At 70.2% G+C, this 18,941-nt stretch carries 18 protein-coding genes and 1 riboswitch; of the genes, 6 read left to right on the top strand and 12 right to left on the bottom strand.

Going from position 1 to position 18,941, the window contains the following annotated elements; translation table 11 throughout:
- Nucleotides 1–9: 9 nt before the first annotated feature.
- From OG338_RS20825 to OG338_RS20815, 3 genes are all read right to left on the bottom strand, one after another.
- Complete coding sequence (locus OG338_RS20825) at nucleotides 10–873, bottom strand: carbohydrate ABC transporter permease (RefSeq protein WP_405938761.1); 864 nt, start codon at nucleotides 871–873, stop codon at nucleotides 10–12.
- Entirely contained in the window at nucleotides 870–1,883 is a 1,014-nt protein-coding gene (locus OG338_RS20820) for a carbohydrate ABC transporter permease (RefSeq protein WP_405938760.1), read from the bottom strand. Before OG338_RS20820 ends, OG338_RS20825 begins: the two co-directional genes overlap by 4 nt.
- A 115-nt stretch (nucleotides 1,884–1,998) precedes the next feature.
- Nucleotides 1,999–3,297, bottom strand: a complete 1,299-nt coding sequence (locus OG338_RS20815; protein WP_405938759.1) for an extracellular solute-binding protein — start codon at nucleotides 3,295–3,297, stop codon at nucleotides 1,999–2,001.
- A gap of 281 nt (nucleotides 3,298–3,578) precedes the next feature.
- Between OG338_RS20815 and OG338_RS20810 the strand changes: the two genes are divergently transcribed.
- From OG338_RS20810 to OG338_RS20790, 5 genes are all read left to right on the top strand, one after another.
- Nucleotides 3,579–4,349, top strand: a complete 771-nt coding sequence (locus OG338_RS20810; RefSeq protein WP_405940486.1) for a GntR family transcriptional regulator — start codon at nucleotides 3,579–3,581, stop codon at nucleotides 4,347–4,349.
- Nucleotides 4,350–4,567: 218 nt separating this feature from the next.
- Entirely contained in the window at nucleotides 4,568–4,822 is a 255-nt protein-coding gene (locus OG338_RS20805) for a DUF3311 domain-containing protein (protein ID WP_405938758.1), read from the top strand.
- The gene (mctP, locus tag OG338_RS20800) at nucleotides 4,819–6,435 is read left to right on the top strand and encodes a monocarboxylate uptake permease MctP (protein WP_405938757.1); all 1,617 of its coding nucleotides are present in this window, start codon (nucleotides 4,819–4,821) and stop codon (nucleotides 6,433–6,435) included. Before OG338_RS20805 ends, mctP begins: the two co-directional genes overlap by 4 nt.
- A gap of 58 nt (nucleotides 6,436–6,493) precedes the next feature.
- A riboswitch (cobalamin riboswitch) is annotated at nucleotides 6,494–6,626 on the top strand.
- A gap of 139 nt (nucleotides 6,627–6,765) precedes the next feature.
- Complete coding sequence (locus tag OG338_RS20795) at nucleotides 6,766–9,162, top strand: ribonucleoside-diphosphate reductase subunit alpha (RefSeq protein WP_405938756.1); 2,397 nt, start codon at nucleotides 6,766–6,768, stop codon at nucleotides 9,160–9,162.
- The gene (locus OG338_RS20790; protein WP_405938755.1) at nucleotides 9,162–10,181 is read left to right on the top strand and encodes a ribonucleotide-diphosphate reductase subunit beta; all 1,020 of its coding nucleotides are present in this window, start codon (nucleotides 9,162–9,164) and stop codon (nucleotides 10,179–10,181) included. The genes OG338_RS20795 and OG338_RS20790 overlap by 1 nt, the downstream gene beginning before the upstream one ends.
- Here the strand turns inward: OG338_RS20790 and OG338_RS20785 are convergent.
- A complete protein-coding gene (locus OG338_RS20785) occupies nucleotides 10,178–10,390 on the bottom strand; it encodes a hypothetical protein (RefSeq protein WP_405938754.1) in 213 nt (70 codons plus the stop codon). The two genes, OG338_RS20790 and OG338_RS20785, sit on opposite strands and share 4 nt — an antisense overlap.
- Nucleotides 10,391–10,471: 81 nt before the next feature.
- Between OG338_RS20785 and OG338_RS20780 the strand changes: the two genes are divergently transcribed.
- A complete protein-coding gene (locus tag OG338_RS20780) occupies nucleotides 10,472–11,446 on the top strand; it encodes a GlxA family transcriptional regulator (protein WP_405938753.1) in 975 nt (324 codons plus the stop codon).
- A 53-nt stretch (nucleotides 11,447–11,499) separates the two neighbouring features.
- Here OG338_RS20780 and OG338_RS20775 read toward each other — a convergent pair whose 3' ends face one another.
- From OG338_RS20775 to OG338_RS20740, 8 genes are all read right to left on the bottom strand, one after another.
- Nucleotides 11,500–12,231 (bottom strand): D-Ala-D-Ala carboxypeptidase family metallohydrolase, encoded by a 732-nt coding sequence (locus tag OG338_RS20775; RefSeq protein WP_405938752.1) that lies wholly within the window; start codon nucleotides 12,229–12,231, stop codon nucleotides 11,500–11,502.
- Nucleotides 12,232–12,382: 151 nt separating this feature from the next.
- Entirely contained in the window at nucleotides 12,383–13,021 is a 639-nt protein-coding gene (gene def / locus OG338_RS20770) for a peptide deformylase (RefSeq protein ID WP_405938751.1), read from the bottom strand.
- A 94-nt stretch (nucleotides 13,022–13,115) separates the two neighbouring features.
- Complete coding sequence (locus tag OG338_RS20765; protein WP_018549909.1) at nucleotides 13,116–14,108, bottom strand: hypothetical protein; 993 nt, start codon at nucleotides 14,106–14,108, stop codon at nucleotides 13,116–13,118.
- A gap of 91 nt (nucleotides 14,109–14,199) precedes the next feature.
- On the bottom strand, nucleotides 14,200–15,468 hold the full coding sequence (locus tag OG338_RS20760; protein WP_405938750.1) for an HD-GYP domain-containing protein: 1,269 nt from the start codon (nucleotides 15,466–15,468) through the stop codon (nucleotides 14,200–14,202).
- Nucleotides 15,465–16,865 carry an HD-GYP domain-containing protein gene (locus OG338_RS20755; RefSeq protein WP_405938749.1) on the bottom strand — a complete coding sequence of 467 codons (1,401 nt, stop codon included), beginning with the start codon at nucleotides 16,863–16,865 and terminating at the stop codon, nucleotides 15,465–15,467. The genes OG338_RS20760 and OG338_RS20755 overlap by 4 nt, the downstream gene beginning before the upstream one ends.
- Nucleotides 16,866–17,019: 154 nt before the next feature.
- A complete protein-coding gene (rsrA, locus tag OG338_RS20750) occupies nucleotides 17,020–17,340 on the bottom strand; it encodes a mycothiol system anti-sigma-R factor (protein WP_164401170.1) in 321 nt (106 codons plus the stop codon).
- Nucleotides 17,337–17,993 carry a sigma-70 family RNA polymerase sigma factor gene (locus OG338_RS20745; protein ID WP_018105559.1) on the bottom strand — a complete coding sequence of 219 codons (657 nt, stop codon included), beginning with the start codon at nucleotides 17,991–17,993 and terminating at the stop codon, nucleotides 17,337–17,339. The genes rsrA and OG338_RS20745 overlap by 4 nt, the downstream gene beginning before the upstream one ends.
- Nucleotides 17,994–18,278: 285 nt before the next feature.
- Nucleotides 18,279–18,938 carry an alpha/beta family hydrolase gene (locus tag OG338_RS20740; RefSeq protein ID WP_405938748.1) on the bottom strand — a complete coding sequence of 220 codons (660 nt, stop codon included), beginning with the start codon at nucleotides 18,936–18,938 and terminating at the stop codon, nucleotides 18,279–18,281.
- Nucleotides 18,939–18,941 lie beyond the last annotated feature (3 nt).

The raw sequence follows: 18,941 nt of genomic DNA, 5'->3' as shown, positions 1-18,941 counted from the left end.
GGGGCGGCGTTATCCCTTCACGGCGCCGGAGGTGAGCCCCGCGGCCATCTTCTTCTGCACGAACATGAAGAAGATGACGACCGGAAGAGCGATCATGGTGGACGCCGCCATCAGGGCGCCGTAGTCCGTACCGCGCTCGCTGGTGAACGTCATCAGCCACACGTTGAGCGTGTACTTGGAGTTGTCGTTGATCAGGATGTAGGCGAAGAGGTACTCGTTCCACGCGTTCACCAGTGCGAAGATCGACGCGGCGGCGAGGCCGGGCGCGAGCAGCGGCAGGATCACGCGGCGGAAGGCGCCGAAGCGGGTGCACCCGTCCACCATGGCGGACTCCTCCAGCTCCACCGGGATGTTCACCACGAAGCCGCGGATCATGATCGTCGCGAACGGCAGCGTGGAGACCAGGTAGACGACGATCAGGCTCCAGTACTCGTCGATGCCGCCCATGGCGTTGAGCTGGGCGTAGATCGGGATGAGCATCGCCGTGGGCGGCAGCATCTGGACCAGGATCATGATCAGGAGCAGCGGCTTGCGGCCGAAGAAGCGGAACCGGCCGATGGCGAGCGCCGCCAGGGTGGCGATGATCATGCCGCCGACGACGGCGGTGATCGTGACGATCAGGCTGGACTGGACCGCGGTGCCGAAGTTCGGCTGGTGGACCGCCTTGACGAAGTTGTCGAAGGTGATCGAGGAGGGCCACAGGGTCTGGTCGTACGAGCGGATCTCGCGGCTGGGCCGCAGGGCGCTCACGACCAGCCAGTAGACCGGGAAGACCATGACCAGCGAGATGCAGAGGCCGAGGATGTTCAGGCCGACGCGGGACTTCTTGCGGTCCGGGCGCAGGACCTGTGGTGTGTCGGTCGTGGTGCTCATTCGACCTCTCCCGTCTTCATGAGCTGGCGCAGGTAGTACACGGCCACCGCGGACAGCAGGATCACCGTGATCAGGGCGATCGCGGTGCCCTGGCTGAAGGAGGTGGACTCGAATGCCTTCGAGTAGGAGTAGAGGCCGAGGGTCTCGTACTCGGGCTCGGGCTTGCTGCCGCGCAGCAGCCAGATCTGGCCGAACACGTTGAAGTCCCAGATCACCGACAGCGTGGCGACCATGGAGAAGACCGGCTTGATGACCGGCCAGGTCACGTAGCGGTAGACGCCGAAGCTGCTGGCGCCGTCGAGCGAGGCGGCCTCCTCCAGCTCCTGGGGAACCTGGGTGAGGGCCGCGTACAGGGTGACGACGACGAAGGGGATGGCGCCCCAGACGACCAGCAGCGTGATGATCGCGAAGCCCTGGACCGGGTCGAGGTACCAGTTGTGGCCGAGCCAGTCCTCGCCCACGACCTTCGCGATGAGGGTGTTGATGAGGCCGTAGTCGGAGTCGGCCATGAACCGGAAGATGGAGGCGGCGACCATCAGCGGCATCGCCCAGGCGGCGATGAGGCAGAAGGTCAGGATGAGCCGCACCCAGCTGGACAGCCGGCGCATCAGCAGGGAGATCAGGAGACCGATGCCCATGGTCAGCGTCACACAGACGGCCATGAAGACGACGGTACGGAAGGTCACCCACCAGAACTCGGAGTCACCGAGGATGTTGGTGAACTGGTCGAAGCCGACCCAGGGTGCGGGATCACCGGTCCACAGCTCGCGCCGGCCCATGTCCTGGAAGGACATGATGACGGTCTTGGCGAGCGGGTAGAGGTAGACGGCGGCGATCGCCACGATCGCCGGGAGGATCAGGAGGTAGGGCAGCAGTTCGCCCTTCTTCCGCTTCCTCTTCTGCTTCAGGGGCACGTTGCCGCCCTGATCGGACAGCGGGCTCCCGTCCGCCTGGGGATCACGTGGTACGGGGACCGGTGGCCCGGCGGCCTTGGTATCGGCGGCAGTCACGTGGCTGACCTTCCATCGCGGGTCCGAGGCAGCCCCCGGATAACACGGCGTTCTTGAGCTAAAGGGGAGCGGGGGCCCGGCGCAATGCCGGGCCCCCGCCTGGCGATCGGAAGACTTACGCCTTCTTGTTGATCAGTGCGTCGATCTCGCTGTCGGCCTTCTTGGTGGCGTCGGCGACGGACGTGCCCTTGAGGATCTTCAGGAGCATGTTCTCCAGAATCTCCTCCTTCTCGATGGAGGCCCAGCCCGGAGCGATCGGCGTGAACCAGGCGTCCGGCACCGCGTTGGCGATGGCGGCCGTCTCCGGCTTGGCCTTCAGCGGCTCCAGCTGCTTCTCGTTGTTCGGGAGGATGTTCTTCGACGCGAGGACGTCCATGGACTTCGCGTTGGTGAAGAGGGAGATCCACTCCTCGCCGAGGTCCTGGACCTTGGACTTGGAGATGGTGGCGAGGTCGGAGCCGCCGATGAAGGACGGGAGCGCCTTGCCGTTCGGGCCGGGCATACCGGCCGTGGCGATCTTGCCCTCAAGCTTCGGGTTGCCGTTGTCACCACCGGTGACGCTGCCGGCCTCCCAAGCCTGGCCGTAGATGACCGCGGCCTTCTCGTTGGCCATGACGTTGGCGTGGTCCTGCTCGTCCTTCGTCTGGTCAGCCTTGTTGTACTTCTTGACCAGGTCGATGAAGTGCTGGATGCCCTTCTGCGCCTCGGGGGTGGAGAGGGTGGCCTTCCACTCCTTCGAGCCCTCGTCGTACTTGGCGATCTGGCCGCCCTCGGCCGCGACGTAGGACATCGCGGCGTACCAGTAACGGCCCGGGTAGTACAGGGACGAGGCGCGCTTGTCCTTCTTCGCGAGCTCGGCCTGGACCTTGTCCATCGCCTTGAGGAAGTCGTCCTCGTTCTGCGGGAGGACGTCGCTGCCGGTACCGGCCTTCAGCATGTCCTTGTTGTAGACCGCGAGGCGGGCACTGGCGTAGTAGGGAACGCAGTAGATCTTGCCCTCGTAGGAGCAGGTGTCCTTCAGACCCTTGATCCAGGTGTCCGAGTTCTCGTACTTCGAGGTGTCGATCTCGCCGAGCGCACCGTTGAGGATGTACTGCATGGTCTCGGTGTTGCCGAGTTCGACAACGTCCGGGAACTTGTCGCCACCGAGGGAGGTGTCGAGCTTCTTGACCTTGTCAGCCCAGCCCTGGTACTGGATCTTGACGTTGACGTTCGGGTACTTCTTCTTGAACTGGGCGTTGACGTCCTTGACCAGTTCGGGCCAGGTCGACTGGGCTTCGCCCATGAGCCAGACAGTCAGGTCTTCCTTGCGGTCCTTCGGGTCCTTCGAGGACGTCTTGTCGTCCGAACCACATGCCGCGATGGAAACCAACATGCCCGCGACGCCGATCGCCGCGATGAGCTTGCGCTTCACGCCACCCTCCTCAGGGATGCTGCAACCCCCTCCCCACCGCGCGAGAACGTCGACGAGTACCTCTGGGGCTGGGACCTGGTCTTTAATGGTTTAGACCAGTACCGGGAGCTTGGCCTAGACCTTTAGGGGTGTCAAGGGTGTATAAGAAGTGCACTCGCGTCCGTTATAGGACCGACACCTGAGGGAGGGCGACCAGCCGTGACCGGACCGTGCCACCATGTGAGCCGCGACAGACGGAGGAGCCGGTGACGGCAGCAACGCAGCAGTCGGGAAGGCGGGCCATGGGCGCCGACGGGGGCAGTTCCGAGAACGAGACGGGCGCGGGCGCCGGGACGCGCACCGCGCGCGTACCCAAGTACTACCGGCTGAAGCGACATCTCCTCGACATGACGGACACCATGCCGCCGGGCACCCCCGTCCCCCCGGAACGGACCCTGGCGGCCGAATTCGACACCTCGCGCACCACCGTGCGCCAGGCGCTCCAGGAGCTGGTCGTCGAGGGCCGGCTCGAACGCATCCAGGGCAAGGGCACCTTCGTCGCCAAGCCGAAGGTCTCCCAGGCCCTGCAACTCACCTCGTACACCGAGGACATGCGCGCCCAGGGGCTCGAACCGACCTCGCAGCTCCTGGACATCGGCTATGTCACCGCCGACGACACCCTCGCCGGGCTGCTCGACATCAACGCCGGCGGCCGGGTGCTGCGCATCGAGCGCCTGCGCCTGGCGAGCGGCGAGCCGATGGCCATCGAGACCACGCATCTTTCGGCCAAGCGCTTTCCCGCACTGCGCCGTTCACTGGTCAAGTACACCTCGCTCTACACCGCGCTCTCCGAGGTGTACGACGTCCGGCTGGCGGAGGCCGAGGAGACCATCGAGACCTCCCTGGCCACCCCGCGCGAGGCCGGGCTGCTCGGCACCGACGTGGGCCTGCCGATGCTGATGCTCTCCCGGCACTCGCTGGACGAGCAGGGCGAACCGGTCGAGTGGGTGCGCTCGGTCTACCGCGGCGATCGCTACAAGTTCGTGGCCCGCCTGAAGCGGCCGCTGGACTGACCCCTCGCACACGTGCTCCCGGAAAGGCCCCCGGACCCGCCTCCGGGGGCCTTTCCGGTCCGGACCAGCCACGGACGTTTGCCGCCATTGGGGCCATCCGCCCGTCCCCCGACGACCGTTGCCGGACCGCAATACGGACGGGGGGTGACGCTGGCCGGATCCCTCGCCTAGATTTCCTGCGCACTACAGGTGATCAGCGAGGGGACGGAGTCGCCGCCATGGCGGAAGAACCTGAAGGAAAGCCACCCACGGTCACACCGTTGCGAGTGGTCATCGCCCTGTGCCTCATCGCGCCGTTCGTGGCGATGCTCTGGGTGAGTTCGTACGCGAAGCTCGACCCGGCCTTCATCGGCATCCCGTTCTTCTACTGGTACCAGATGCTCTGGGTGCTGATCTCGACCGCGCTCACCATGATCGCGTACAAGCTGTGGCAGCGTGACCAGCGCGCCCGCAAGGGGGGTGCGTCGGCATGAAGGACGGCGTGAACGGCGTCGCGCTCGGCGTCTTCATCTTCTTCTTCCTGGCCGTCACGGTCATGGGCTTCCTGGCCGCCCGCTGGCGCAAGGCCGAGAACGAGGCCACGCTGGACGAATGGGGCCTGGGCGGACGGTCGTTCGGCACCTGGGTCACCTGGTTCCTGCTCGGCGGCGACCTCTACACCGCGTACACCTTCGTCGCCGTGCCCGCGGCGATCTACGCGGCGGGCGCGGCCGGCTTCTTCGCCGTGCCGTACACCATCCTGGTGTACCCGCTGATCTTCACCTTCCTGCCGCGCCTGTGGTCGGTCTCGCACAAGCACGGGTACGTCACCACCTCGGACTTCGTCCGCGGCCGGTTCGGCTCGAAGGGTCTTTCGCTGGCCGTCGCGGTCACCGGCATCCTCGCCACCATGCCGTACATCGCGCTCCAGCTCGTCGGCATCCAGGCGGTGCTGGACGTGATGGGCGTCGGCGGCGGCGAGAACACCAACTGGTTCGTCAAGGACCTGCCGCTGCTGATCGCGTTCGCGGTGCTCGCCGCGTACACCTACTCCTCGGGGCTGCGGGCGCCCGCGCTGATCGCGTTCGTCAAGGACGGGCTGATCTACCTGGTCATCGCCGTGGCGATCATCTACATCCCGATCAAGCTCGGCGGCTTCGACGACATCTTCGCCTCCGCCCAGGACAAGTTCACCAAGGCGGGCGCGGGCGGCCTCGCACCGGCCGCGGCGGGCCAGTGGGGTTACGCGACCCTGGCGCTCGGGTCCGCGCTGGCGCTGTTCATGTATCCGCACTCGATCACGGCGACGCTCTCCAGCCGCAGCCGTGAGGTGATCCGCCGCAACACCACGATCCTGCCGCTGTACTCGCTGATGCTGGGCCTGCTCGCGCTGCTCGGCTTCATGGCGATCGCCGCCGGCGTCAAGGTGGACAACGGCCAGCTGGCCATCCCGCAGCTGTTCGAGAACATGTTCCCCGACTGGTTCGCGGGTGTGGCGTTCGCCGCGATCGGCATCGGCGCCCTGGTGCCGGCCGCGATCATGTCGATCGCCGCGGCGAACCTCTTCACGCGCAACATCTACAAGGACTTCCTGAAGCCGGATGCGACGCCCGAGCAGGAGACCAAGGTCTCCAAGCTGGTCTCGCTGCTGGTCAAGGTCGGCGCGCTCGCCTTCGTCCTCACCATGGACAAGACCGTCGCGATCAACTTCCAGCTGTTGGGCGGGATCTGGATCCTCCAGACCATGCCGGCCCTGGTCGGCGGCCTGTTCACCCGGTGGTTCCACCGCTGGGCGCTGCTCGCCGGCTGGGCGGTCGGCATGATCTACGGCACGGCTGCCGCGTACGGGGTCGCGAGCCCGACGCAGAAGCACTTCGGCGGGTCCTCCAAGGAGATCCCGGGCCTCGGTGAGATCGGTTACATCGGCCTCACCGCGTTCGTGCTGAACGTCGTGGTCGTCATCGTCCTCACCTTCGTCCTGAACGCGGTCAAGGCCCCCGCCGGGACCGACGAGACCTCCCCGGGCGACTACACCGCGGACGCGGGCGACCCGGGTGTCCAGGAGAAGCTGCCGCCGGCCACGGCGGGAGCCCCGGGCGGTCACTGACCGCACACCTTTACGCCTCGCGACACAACATGTGGGGGCTGCCCGACAGGGCGGCCCCCACATGTATGCTCATGCTCGCTGTCGCCGCAGGGGAATCCGGTGCGAATCCGGAACTGTCCCGCAACGGTGTGATCGGTGTGCTTTCGCGCACCCGTGGAGTCCGAGGACCTGCCGACGGCGCATCCGGCTCGACCGAACCGGATGCCCAGACGTCCGGGCCTCGTGGATGGGCCGGTGGACGCCGCACGGAGTGCCGCCCCGACCGGGCCCGCTCCTGCCCGGCTGCCCCCGCTCCCCGCCGGCCCAGAGCCGAGCGAGGGAGAGCACCACGTGACCATCGCGCCAGCCGATCCGGTTTCAGCGGCCGAAGCAACGGGGACCGGGAACGACGGACCGGGCACCGCACTGCTGCGGACCCTGACCGATCTCACCGCCGACCTGCCCGACACCGACCCCGGTCGCGTCGCCGCCGCCGCACTGCGCGGCCGCAACGCCCGGTCGGACGAGGCGGAGCTGCGCTCGCTGGCCACCGAGGCCGCCGCGGGCCTCATCTCCGAGGACCCGGCCTACTCCCGGCTCGCCGCCCGGCTGCTCACCCGGACCATCGCGGACGAGGCCGCGGGCCAGGGCGCCACCTCCTTCTCCGCCTCGGTCGCCGTGGGCCACCGCGAGGGCCTGATCGCGGACCGGACCGCCGAGTTCGTCACGCTGCACGCCGCCGCCCTGGACGCCCTGGTGGAACGGTCCCTCGCGGACGGGGCCGACGACCGCTTCGGCTACTTCGGCCTGCGCACCCTGCACAGCCGCTATCTGCTGCGCCACCCGATCACCCGGCAGGTCATCGAGACCCCCCAGCACTTCATGCTCCGGGTCGCCGCCGGGCTCGCCGAGGACACCTCCGAGCGGGCGCTGGACGAGGTCGCGGCGCTGTACGGGCTGATGAGCCGGCTGGACTACCTGCCGTCCTCGCCGACGCTCTTCAACTCCGGCACCCGTCACCCGCAGATGTCGTCCTGCTATCTGCTGGACTCGCCGCTGGACGAGCTGGACTCGATCTACGACCGCTACCACCAGGTGGCCCGCCTGTCGAAGCACGCGGGCGGCATCGGCCTCTCGTACTCCCGCATCCGCGCCCGGGGCTCCCTGATCCGGGGCACCAACGGGCACTCCAACGGCATCGTGCCGTTCCTCAAGACGCTGGACGCCTCCGTCGCCGCCGTGAACCAGGGCGGCCGGCGCAAGGGCGCCGCCGCGGTCTACCTGGAGACCTGGCACGCGGACATCGAGGAGTTCCTGGAGCTCCGCGACAACACGGGCGAGGACCAGCGCCGCACGCACAACCTGAATCTGGCGCACTGGATTCCGGACGAGTTCATGCGCCGCGTCGACGCGGACGCCCCCTGGTCGCTGTTCTCCCCGGCAGACGTGCCCGGGCTGACCGACCTGTGGGGCGACGAGTTCGACGCCGCGTACCGGGCGGCCGAGGCGCAGGGGCTGGCCCGCAAGACCATGCCGGCCCGTGAGCTGTACGGCCGGATGATGCGGACCCTGGCGCAGACCGGGCAGGGCTGGATGACGTTCAAGGACGCCTCCAACCGCACGGCGAACCAGACCGCCGAGCCGGGCAGGGTCGTGCACTCCTCGAACCTGTGCACGGAGATCCTGGAGGTCACCGACGACGGCGAGACGGCCGTCTGCAACCTCGGCTCGGTCAACCTCGGCGCGTTCGTGGCCGGCGGCTCGATCGACTGGGAGCGGCTGGACGCCACCGTGCGCACCGCGGTGACCTTCCTCGACCGGGTCGTGGACATCAACTTCTACCCGACCGAGCAGGCCGGCCGGTCCAACGCCCGCTGGCGGCCGGTGGGCCTGGGCGCGATGGGCCTTCAGGACGTCTTTTTCCAGCTGCGGCTGCCCTTCGACTCCCCCGAGGCCCGGGCGCTCTCCACGAAGATCGCCGAGCGCATCATGCTCGCCGCCTACGAGGCGTCCTGCGACCTCGCGGAACGGTCCGGTCCGCTGCCCGCCTGGTCCGGGACCCGGGCCGCGCGCGGCGTGCTGCACCCCGACCACTACGACACGGAGCTGAACTGGCCGGAGCGCTGGGACGCGCTGCGCGCCCGGGTCGCGAAGAGCGGGATGCGGAACTCGCTGCTCCTGGCCATCGCCCCGACCGCGACGATCGCCTCGATCGCGGGCGTCTACGAGTGCATCGAGCCCCAGGTCTCCAACCTCTTCAAGCGGGAGACCCTGAGCGGTGAGTTCCTCCAGGTCAACGGCTATCTGGTGGATGAGCTGAAGCGGCTCGGCGTGTGGGACGCGCGGACGCGTGAGGCGCTGCGCGAGTCGAACGGCTCGGTGCAGGGCTTCGCGTGGATTCCGGCGGACGTGCGGGCGCTGTACCGCACCGCGTGGGAGATCCCGCAGCGCGGCCTGATCGACATGGCGGCGGCCCGTACGCCGTTCCTCGACCAGAGCCAGTCGCTCAACCTGTTCCTGGAGACGCCGACGATCGGCAAGCTCTCCTCGATGTACGCGTACGCCTGGAAGCAGGGCCTGAAGACGACGTACTACCTGCGGTCGCGTCCGGCGACCCGGATCGCCCGTGCCGCGTCCGGGACCGCGTCGGCCGCCGCCCCCATCCCCGTACAGCAGGCGCAGGCTCCCGACGCGGACGCCATCGCCTGCTCCCTGGAAAACCCCGAGTCCTGCGAGGCATGCCAGTAATGACCACCGAGAACACCACGAAGAACCTGCTCGACCCGGGATTCGAGCTGACCCTGCGGCCCATGCGCTACCCGGACTTCTACGAGCGCTACCGGGACGCGATCAAGAACACCTGGCACGTCGAGGAGGTCGACCTCCACTCCGACGTGGCGGACCTCGCGAAGATGACGCCCGCCGAGCAGCACCTGATCGGACGCCTGGTGGCGTTCTTCGCGACCGGTGACTCGATCGTCGCGAACAACCTGGTGCTGACGCTGTACAAGCACATCAACTCCCCCGAGGCGCGGCTGTATCTGTCGCGGCAGCTGTTCGAGGAGGCCGTGCACGTCCAGTTCTATCTGACGCTGCTCGACACCTATCTGCCCGATCCGGACGACCGCGCGGCGGCGTTCGCGGCGGTGGAGAACATCCCCTCGATCCGCGAGAAGGCGCAGTTCTGCTTCCGCTGGATGGACTCGGTGGAGAAGATCGACCGGCTGGAGTCGAAGGCGGACCGCCGTCGCTTCCTGCTGAATCTGATCTGCTTCGCGGCGTGCATCGAGGGGCTGTTCTTCTACGGCGCCTTCGCGTACGTGTACTGGTTCCGCTCACGCGGGCTGCTGCACGGTCTCGCCACGGGGACCAACTGGGTCTTCCGCGACGAGACCATGCACATGAACTTCGCGTTCGAGGTCGTGGACACGGTCCGCAAGGAGGAGCCGGAGCTCTTCGACGACGCCCTGGAGCAGCAGGTCACCGACATGCTGAAGGAAGCCGTCGAGGCGGAGTTGCAGTTCGGCCGCGATCTGTGCGGCGACGGGCTGCCCGGCATGAACACCGAGTCGATGCGCGAGTACCTGGAGTGCGTCGCCGACCAGCGGCTCACCCGGCTCGGCTTCCCGGCGGTGTACGGATCGCAGAACCCGTTCTCGTTCATGGAGCTCCAGGGGGTCCAGGAGCTCACGAACTTCTTCGAGCGGCGCCCGTCGGCGTACCAGGTGGCCGTCGAGGGCACGGTCGGCTTCGACGACGACTTCTAGATCCTCGCCCAGCTCCTGACGTACGGACGCCGTGCGGCCGCCACCGGCCGCGCGGCGTCCGCGCTCTGCGGTGGGCGGGTGCTCCGGTCCCGTTCCGCTTCGCGCAGCTCGCGGTCGATGCGGCGCTCGCGGGCGACGCCGGCCAGTGCGGGCAGCAGGACGAGGGCGAAAAGTGCGGAAATGCCGAGGAAGTTCAGGAATGTGTTCATGCCTCTACTGTCCTCGGTCCGGCGGAAAAGCGGCAGTGGCAGGACTGTCATAGGGCATCGAATTACTGCCACACTGGTTCCATGCTGAACAACGTCGCCGCCCTGCTGCTCGATGATGTCCACCCCTTCGAACTCGGCGTCCTCTGCGAGGTCTTCGGCCTCGACCGCAGTGACGACGGCCTGCCGGTGCACGATTTCGCGGTGGTCTCCGGCGAGGGGCCCGAGCTGCGGACCCACGCCGGCTTCACGATCCACACCCCCTACGGCCTCGACCGGCTGGAGGAGGCCGACCTGATCGCCGTACCGGCCGGCAGCCGCTTCCCGCACCGCGAGTTCCCCGCGGAGGTCCTGACCGCCCTGCGCCGGGCCGTGGAGCGGGGCGCCAAGGTGCTCAGCGTCTGCTCGGGGGCGTATCTCCTGGGCGCGGCCGGTCTGCTCGACGGCCGCCGCTGCACCACGCACTGGCGGCACGCCGACGACCTGGCCCGCCGCTTCCCCGGGGCCGCCGTCGAGCCGGACGTGCTGTACGTGGAGGACGGGCCGGTCACCACATCGGCGGGGACGGCGGCGGGGATCGACGCCTGTCTGCACCTGGTCCGCCGGGCTTACGGGCCGGCCGCCGCCAACACCATCGCCCGGCGGATGGTGGTGCCGCCGCACCGGGACGGCGGGCAGGCGCAGTACATCCAGCGGCCGCTGCCGCGCAACCGGTGTGACACCGTGGGCGACACGCTGGCCTGGATGGAGCGCCACCTCGACCGCGAGATGACCGTCGAACAGCTCGCGGACCGGGCGCACATGTCGCCGCGCACCTTCGCCCGCCGCTTCCAGCAGGAGACCGGGACCACTCCGTACCGCTGGCTGCTGCGCCAGCGCGTCCTGCTGGCCCAGCATCTGCTGGAGACGTCCGACGAGACCGTCGACACCATCGCCGACCGGACCGGCTTCGGGACGGCGGCGGCGCTGCGCCATCAGTTCGTACGGGCGCTGGACACCACACCGCAGGCGTACCGGCGCACCTTCCGGGGGCCCGCCGTCCTCGGTGAGGCGGCCTGAGGCGGTCCGCGCGAAGGGGGCCCGCCGGTGACCGGCGGGCCCCACCGTGCGGGTCAGATCCCGCAGTTGGGCGCCGACCAGTAGTGGCTGGGGCCCTGGTTCACGTGGACGTGGTCGTTGTGGTCCGGGTAGCCCGGGCCGAGGATTCCGTTGAACCCGTGGTTGCGGGCCTCCTTGGCGAGGGTGCAGAACGCGATCCCGCCGAGGTCGGCCGCGTCACCGTACATATGGCGGCTGTTCGAGGCCCCGCCGACGGCGCTGTTGCAGGACTTCGAGCGGAATCCGCTGTTGATGTTGATGGGCCGGTCGCCGAGCGCGTGGCGCAGCGCCTCCAGCTTCCACATGGTGCTCAGCGCGTTGGCCTTCGCCGTGGCCGCCGAGACCGCGCCGCCGGACCAGGTGCTGTTGCAGCGGTTCATCTCGGCGTACGTGAAGTGCGCCGGGGTGCAGTCGTTGTCCTGGAGGGCGTAGAGCTTGGCCTGGGTGGCGGGGCCCGCGATGCCGTCGGCGGCCAGCCCGTAGGCGGCCTGGAAGCGCTTGACGGCGGCGGTGGTGGCGGGGCCGTACGAGCCGTCGATGGCCAGCACCGAGTTGTAGCCGGGGTAGCCGGCGACCCGGATCTGGAGCTGCTTCACGTCGTTGCCGGTGGCGCCGGACTTCAGGGTGCGGGTCCAGGTGTAGCAGCCGTCGGCGTGCGCGGTACCGGCGGTGACCACGGCACCGCCCAATGCGAACGCCATGGCCATGACAAGGCTGAGCAGGAGTCGTGCGGAACGTCTGATCACGGGGGCTCCCTACCACGGTCGAAGGTGTGGTGCATGAGCCTGTCGGATGCGGCGGGGTCCGTCAACTACGCGTGTAGAAACGGTGGTTGGCGGAAAAGCGAACGCGGCGCGGGAACGGCCCGCGCCGCGTTCGCCTTTTCGCCCCACAAGCTCAGTCGTTCGGGACGACCTCGTAGCGCGGGGTGTTCTCCGCCATCTGCCGCAGCGCGTCCTTGCGCTCGCGCTTGGAGAGCCGGTCGATGTACAGGTAGCCGTACAGGTGGTCCGTCTCGTGCTGGAGGCAGCGCGCGAAGTAGCCGGTGCCGCGCACCCGGACCGGATTGCCCTCGGCGTCCTGGCCGCGCACCACCGCGTAGTCCGGGCGGGCCAGCTTGGCGTACGCCGTCGGCACGGAGAGGCAGCCCTCGCCGGAGTCGTCCAGGACCCGCGCCTCGGGCGGCAGCTCCTCAAGGACCGGGTTGCAGATCGCGCCGACGTGCCGGACGCCCTCGTCGTCGGGGCAGTCGTAGACGAAGACCTTGAGGTCGACGCCGATCTGGTTGGCGGCCAGGCCGACGCCCTCCGCCGTGCGCTGGCTCGCGAACATGTCGTCGATCAGCGCGGCCAGCTCGTCGCCGAACTCCGTGACGTCCTTGCACTCCTTGTGCAGGACCGGGTTGCCCACGACCGTGATCGGACGGGAGGTACCGCGCTCGCGGTGTGCCGTCTCGCGCGCCTCACAGTCCTCGGTGTCGATGAGGAAGCCCTCCTCGTCGACGCTGACCTGCTCGTCCGTCTCCTGCTGCGCCATGTCCGCCGTACGCCTTCCTCAAAACCCGAATCGATAGGCGTACAGCCTATGGCCTGTCCGGCGGATCGGGGCCGGACGGGATGCGGGGCGGCGCTCAGCAGACTTCTTCGAGATCGCGCCACTCGCGGCTGTCCGGGCTGTCCGCCACCCAGCCGTCCAGCAGCCCGCGCACCAGTCCGGCCGGGGCCGCGAGACCGCACTCGCGCTCCGGCACCCACAGCTCACCGGCCGTGCGATGGCCCAGCGGGCCCGGATGCCCCGGCTCGCTGTGGTCGTGCGGGTCCAGGTGCTCGCCGTCGCCCTCGTCGCTCTCCATCCGGCTCTCCGAACAGGACCGGCACAGCAGCCGCACCGAAGAGGACCAGTCCTCGGCTGCGAAGCCCGCGTCCGAGGCCAGCTGCTCCAGCGCGTCCCGGTCCGCCTCGGTGGCCGCCTCAAGCAGCACCACCCAGGTCGGCACGGGCGACGGGGCCCACAGCTCGATCTCGTCGAACACCGGATAGGACGGGCCCGCCGCGGTGATCCGCTCGCCGTTCGGCACCCCGTCGTGCAGCACGACCTCGCCCCAGCGCCGCCCGGACGACGGCAGCGGGATCGACAGCACCTCTATGCGGGCCGGGTCCAGCCGGCGGCCCCAGACGACCTCGGCCTCGCCCTCCGGCGACAGCCGCACCGCCGCGCTGCCCAGCTCCATGCCCACCGGCTCGCTGCCCGCGGCCGGGGTCTGCTGCCCGCCGCCGGGGACCTTCAGGCCGTACGCCTGCCAGGCGCGGCGCGCCAGCGGCCAGTCCTGGAGGGCGGTCGCGGCGATGCCCACGTTCCACCAGTCCGGCGCTCCGGACTCCTTGTCGAGCAGGGCGACGGCCCGCAGCCCGGCGGCCCTCGCCTGTTCCCAGTCGTGCCGGAACTTATGCAGCAGCGCCAGGTTGAACCATGACTCGGAGAGCCAGGGTTCCAGGTCCGCGGCGCGTGTCAGCAGCGCCCCCGCGTCCTCGTACCGGCCGTCGCCGATCAGCGTGAACGCGCGGTCCGTGGCCTGCCGCCAAGAGGCGGACGGCCGATGCCGTACCTTCCCGAAGATCCTCACGATTCCCGCCTGTCCCGACTGGACACCCTCGTTCTACCGCTCTCTTCGCATCCAACCATGCCGGGCCAGGGGCCCGCTCATTACCCATCGGTTACCCGGGCGGGACGGGGGTCGGACCGCCCCGGGCCAGCACCCGGGCCAGCGACTCCACGACCTGCGGCTGGTAGTCGTGCCCGGTGCCGAGCCTGAGCTGTTCCAGCGCGCCCAGTGGCCCGGAGAGGGTTTCCCCGCTGAGGTCGTCGTATGCGTTCACCGCCCGGACGATCCTGGCGGACAGCGGCTGCTCGCGATAGGGGTCGGCCTGCCGCTCCACCACGACGGCCACCTTCGCGTCCACCCCGGTCTGCCGGACCACCGCACCGCCGAGCAGCGCGATCCGGCGCTGCTCGGCGGCCGGCAGCAGGGCCGTCGCCCCGTCCGGCACCGGGTCGACCAGGGAGAGCTGGCCGATGTCGTGCATCAGCGCCGCGTACTCCAGGACGGTCAGCTCCGGCCCGGACAGGCCCATCTCGCGCCCGACGGCCGTGCACAGCTCGGCCACCCGGCGGGCGTGGCCGTGCGGGGTGTAGCCGGCGATCTCGGTGGACCGGGCCAGCGAGGCGATGGTCTGCCGGTACGTGGTGCGCACGGCGGCGAACCTGCGGTACGAGAGCTGGGTGAGCAGCAGCGGCACGCAGAGCACGGGCAGCGCCCACAGCCCGGCGGCGGCCACCCCGAGCGCCATGACCGCACCGGTCGCGCAGACGGCCGAGCCGATGCCGGTGAGCGCCCGCAGCTCGTCACGGAGCAGCGGGCCGTACGGGGCGGGGGCGGCGCGGGAGCCGCGTGGCCGGGTGCGGGCACGGCGCAGGAGCGCGGCGAGGACCGCGTCGCAGAGGGCGGTCAGGCCGAGCAGCAGGAGCAGGAAGGCCGCGTAGTACGGACCGGCGCCGAACCACCGCTCGCTGAGGCCCGCGTTGTACAGCGGCTGGAAGCAGACCGCCGCGAAGGTCACGGTGAGCAGCCGCCGGGCCACCTGGTCGGCGCCCGGCCCGTCGCCCCGCGCCAGCTGCGGCACCGAGGCGACGAGCTGGGCGGCGGCAAGGACCGCGACGACCTGGAGGACCCCGTGGCCGGTGGGCTGCCCGCCGCTGCGACCGAGCAGGGCGTACGCGAGGGCCCCGGCGGCCCCTAGGGGCGCGGGCTCCCGTTCCCCGGGCAGGGCGCCCCAGCGGGCCAGCTCCCCGATGGTGATGAGGGTGCCGAAGGCGAGGGCGTGGCCCGGATCGTGGACCCCGCGCCACAGGGTGTGGCCGAGCCCGGCGGCGGCGAGCAGCAGGGCGGCGCCGCGCACACCGAGGGTCACCGGCCCTGGGGTCACCGCGGCCCCTCGGTGGCGTCGGGCGGCCGGGGGCCGGCGGGCGGGCCGGGGCCGAGCGGCGCCTTGAGGACCTCGGTTCCCTGAGCGCCCCGGCCGCCGTCCTCCGTGCGCGGGGGCGGGAGCCGCGCGTCGTCCGCCGTGACGGCCCCGAACCAGCCGTAGCGCTCCAGGCCGCGCGCCAGGGCCCGCACCATCTGGGGGTCGAACTGGGTGCCCGCGCACCGCTTCAACTCCTCCACGGCGACCGGGACCGGCCGGCCCCGCCGGTAGGAGCGGGTCGAGGTCATGGCGTCGAAGGCGTCGGCGACGGCGACGATGCGGGCGCATTCGGGGATGCCCCGGCCGGAGAGCCCGTACGGGTAGCCGCTGCCGTCGAGGCGTTCGTGGTGGTGCAGGATCGCGGCCCTGGCCTCGCCGAGGAAGCCGATGCCCCGGACGATCTCGTGCCCGTACTCCGGGTGCAGCTCGATGACGCGCCGCTCCTCGGGGGTGAGGGGGCCGTCCTTGCGCAGGACGCGGGTGGGGACGCCCAGCTTGCCGACGTCGTGGAGGATGCCGGCGAACCGGAGGACCTCGACGCGTTCCCGGTCGAGGCCCAGTTCATGCGCGATGAGGACGGAGGCGCGGCCGACCCGTTCGCTGTGGCCCCGGGTGTAGGTGTCCTTGATGTCGACGGCCTGGACGAGCGCCCTGATGGTGGCCCGGTGCGCGGCGTGCTCGCGGTGGTACTGGGCGTAGACCCAGCAGGAGATGTACATGGGCAGCAGCACGAAGAGCGCGGTGAGCGGCCCGTACGAGCTGTTCCAGAGGACGGCCATCATCAGCCCGGCGAGGCCGTGCACCAGGTGGGGGGCGAGTGAGCGCGGCAGGAGCCCGCGCCAGGCGCGCCGGGCCGGGAGCTGTTCCGCGGCGAGCAGGATCGAGCCGTCGAGGGCGGCGAGCACGGCGCTGAAGGCGAGGGCCGCCGCGCAGACGGGCAGCAGCGCGTAGGGCAGGTCGGGCGGGCTGTCGAGCGCGGCGGGCCCGCCGAGCAGCGCGTGCACCCGGGCGGCCGCCCAGACGGCGAGGGCGAGCTCGGCGGCGCGCCAGATCCGGCGGGCGGCGGCGGGCGGTTTCCCGGCCCGGCCCGCGAGGGAGCCGGGGACGGCGACGAGCGCCGCCGCCGCGGGCGGCAGCAGGAAGGCGGCGGCGAGCAGCAGCGGGAAGAAGGAGCCCGCGCCGACGGCGCCGACCGGGAAGGGGCGGCGGCCGAGGAGTTCGCAGGCGAGGTACAGCCCGGCGAGCAGGGCGAGGGTAGTCCACGGGGTGGCGGGGTGCAGGGCGGGCGCGGCGCACAGGGCCGCGCCGAGGGCGACGGCACCGATATGGGCCCGCGCCGCCCCGCGTGTGGCTCTCACCCTCGCTCGCCCCCCAGCTCCGCTCATGGAGGGGCCACGCTAACGAGCGGGGCGATCCGGGCGGGCGCCGTTGGGGGCGATTAGCACGTTCGGGTGAAGCGGGGGTTGGTGCGGCGCGAGGCGGTGAAGCGGCGGGGCGGAAGGCGCCGGGCGGCTATTCCTTCGCGGCGCTCGGTACCTCGGGGCCGGAGACCGCGACGTCCTGTTCGGGCACCGCCTGTCCGGAGCGGATGAGGTCGATGCGGCCCATCACCTTGGAGCGCAGGTCGGCCGGCACGTCGTCCTGGCCGCAGCAGCGCTTCACGAGCTTCTTGACGGCCTGCTCAAGGCCGTACTTCTCCAGACACGGGGAGCACTCCACGAAGTGCTCCTCGAACTTGGTGCAGTCGCTGTCGGGCATCTCCCGGTCAAGAAACTCGTAGAGGTGGTCGAGGACCTCTGCGCACTCCGTCTCGTGCGGCTCTCCGCAGCTCATGAGCCCGAGCCTTTCCGATCGTCCGACTCCCCGGCGCCGGCCGGGACGAGCCCGCGGTCACGAGCGTAGTCCTCCAGCATGCCGCGCAGTTGACGGCGGCCCCGGTGCAGTCGGGACATCACCGTACCGATGGGAGTCCCCATGATGTCCGCGATCTCCTTGTAGGCAAAGCCCTCGACGTCGGCGAGATAGACCGCGATGCGGAACTCCTCGGGGATCGCCTGCAACGCGGACTTCACGTCCGAGTCGGGCAGGTGGTCGAGGGCCTGGGACTCGGCGGAGCGCAGCCCGGTGGACATGTGCGACTCGGCGCGGGCCAGCTGCCAGTCCTCGATCTCCTCGGCGGCACTGCGCTGGGGTTCGCGCTGCTTCTTGCGGTACGAGTTGATGAAGGTGTTCGTGAGGATGCGGTACATCCACGCCTTGAGGTTGGTGCCCTCACGGAACTGGTGGAAGGAGCCGTACGCCTTGGCATACGTCTCCTGGACCAGGTCCTCGGCATCCGCGGGGTTGCGCGTCATGCGCAGGGCCGCCGAGTACATCTGGTCGAGGAAACCGAGGGCGTCGCGCTCGAAACGCGCGTTGCGCTCGGCCGTCGTCTCCTGCGGGCGGCCGTCGTCGGTCCCTGTGTCGGTCCCTGTGACCGGACCCACCTCCTCCAACGCTGGGGCGGAGCCGAAACCGGACCCGCTCGAATCGGAGAATAGTCGACCTTGGTCCGGCGCGGGCTGTCGTTCCGTTCCGCCGGGTGACCGCTCGGGAGTGGTCTTGGCCGCGTGCAGGACCGTCCACTCCAGGTCAGCGGTGTTCGAGCGACGCGGGCAGATGGTCGAACCCATACGACGGACTCCCTCTCCACTTACGACGTTGGCGTACCGATGTCCCTCACAACAGCGGCCCCCCGCCGGGCATTCCCGGGGGTGCGAGGGTGGTTCTCGTCACTTCACATCCGCCAGCCATTCGGTGACGGACGCGGTGAGGATCTCCATGGCCCGCTCCTCGGTGAGCCCGGACTTCTTCGGTACGGCGAAGCCGTGGTCCCCGTACGGCACCTCGGTGATCCGGTAGTCGCCGGGCGGGAATTCGGCGGGCTTCCCGAACGGGTCGTTGCCGCCCTGGACGACGAGCGCGGCCACCCCGCAGCCCAGCAGTTCGTCGGCGCGGGTCTTCTCGGGGCGGCCCGGCGGGTGCAGCGGGAAGCTGAGCGCGAGGACCGCCCGGGCGCCCAGCTCGGCGGCGGTGCGGCAGGCCACGCGGGCCCCGGCGCTGCGTCCCCCGGCGACGACCGGCAGCCCCGGCCCCGCGAGGGCCGGCCAGATGCCGCGCCAGCCGGTGTCCAGGGTCTTCGGGGCGGGCCCGAGCTTCCTGCCGGCCACCCGCCAGGGCTGTTCCACGAGGGCGACGCTCACGCCGTGCGCGGGCAGGGCGGCGCCGAGGGCCCTGAGGTCGCGGGCCTCGATGCCGCCGCCGGCGCCGTGGCCGAGGGCGAGCACGAGGCGCGGGGCGGGGGCCGCGAGCCAGGTGATGCGGGCGGTGCCGGTGCCGGTCTCGACGGTCTCGGTCCGGGGGGTCACGTCGTCGGTGTTCACGGTCGCCATCCA

The sequence above is a fragment of the Streptomyces sp. NBC_00726 genome, assembly GCF_045161735.1.
GTDB lineage: Bacteria > Actinomycetota > Actinomycetes > Streptomycetales > Streptomycetaceae > Streptomyces.
The sequence above is the reverse complement of the archived record's forward strand: the minus strand, read 5'-3'. Positions and strand labels throughout refer to the sequence as shown.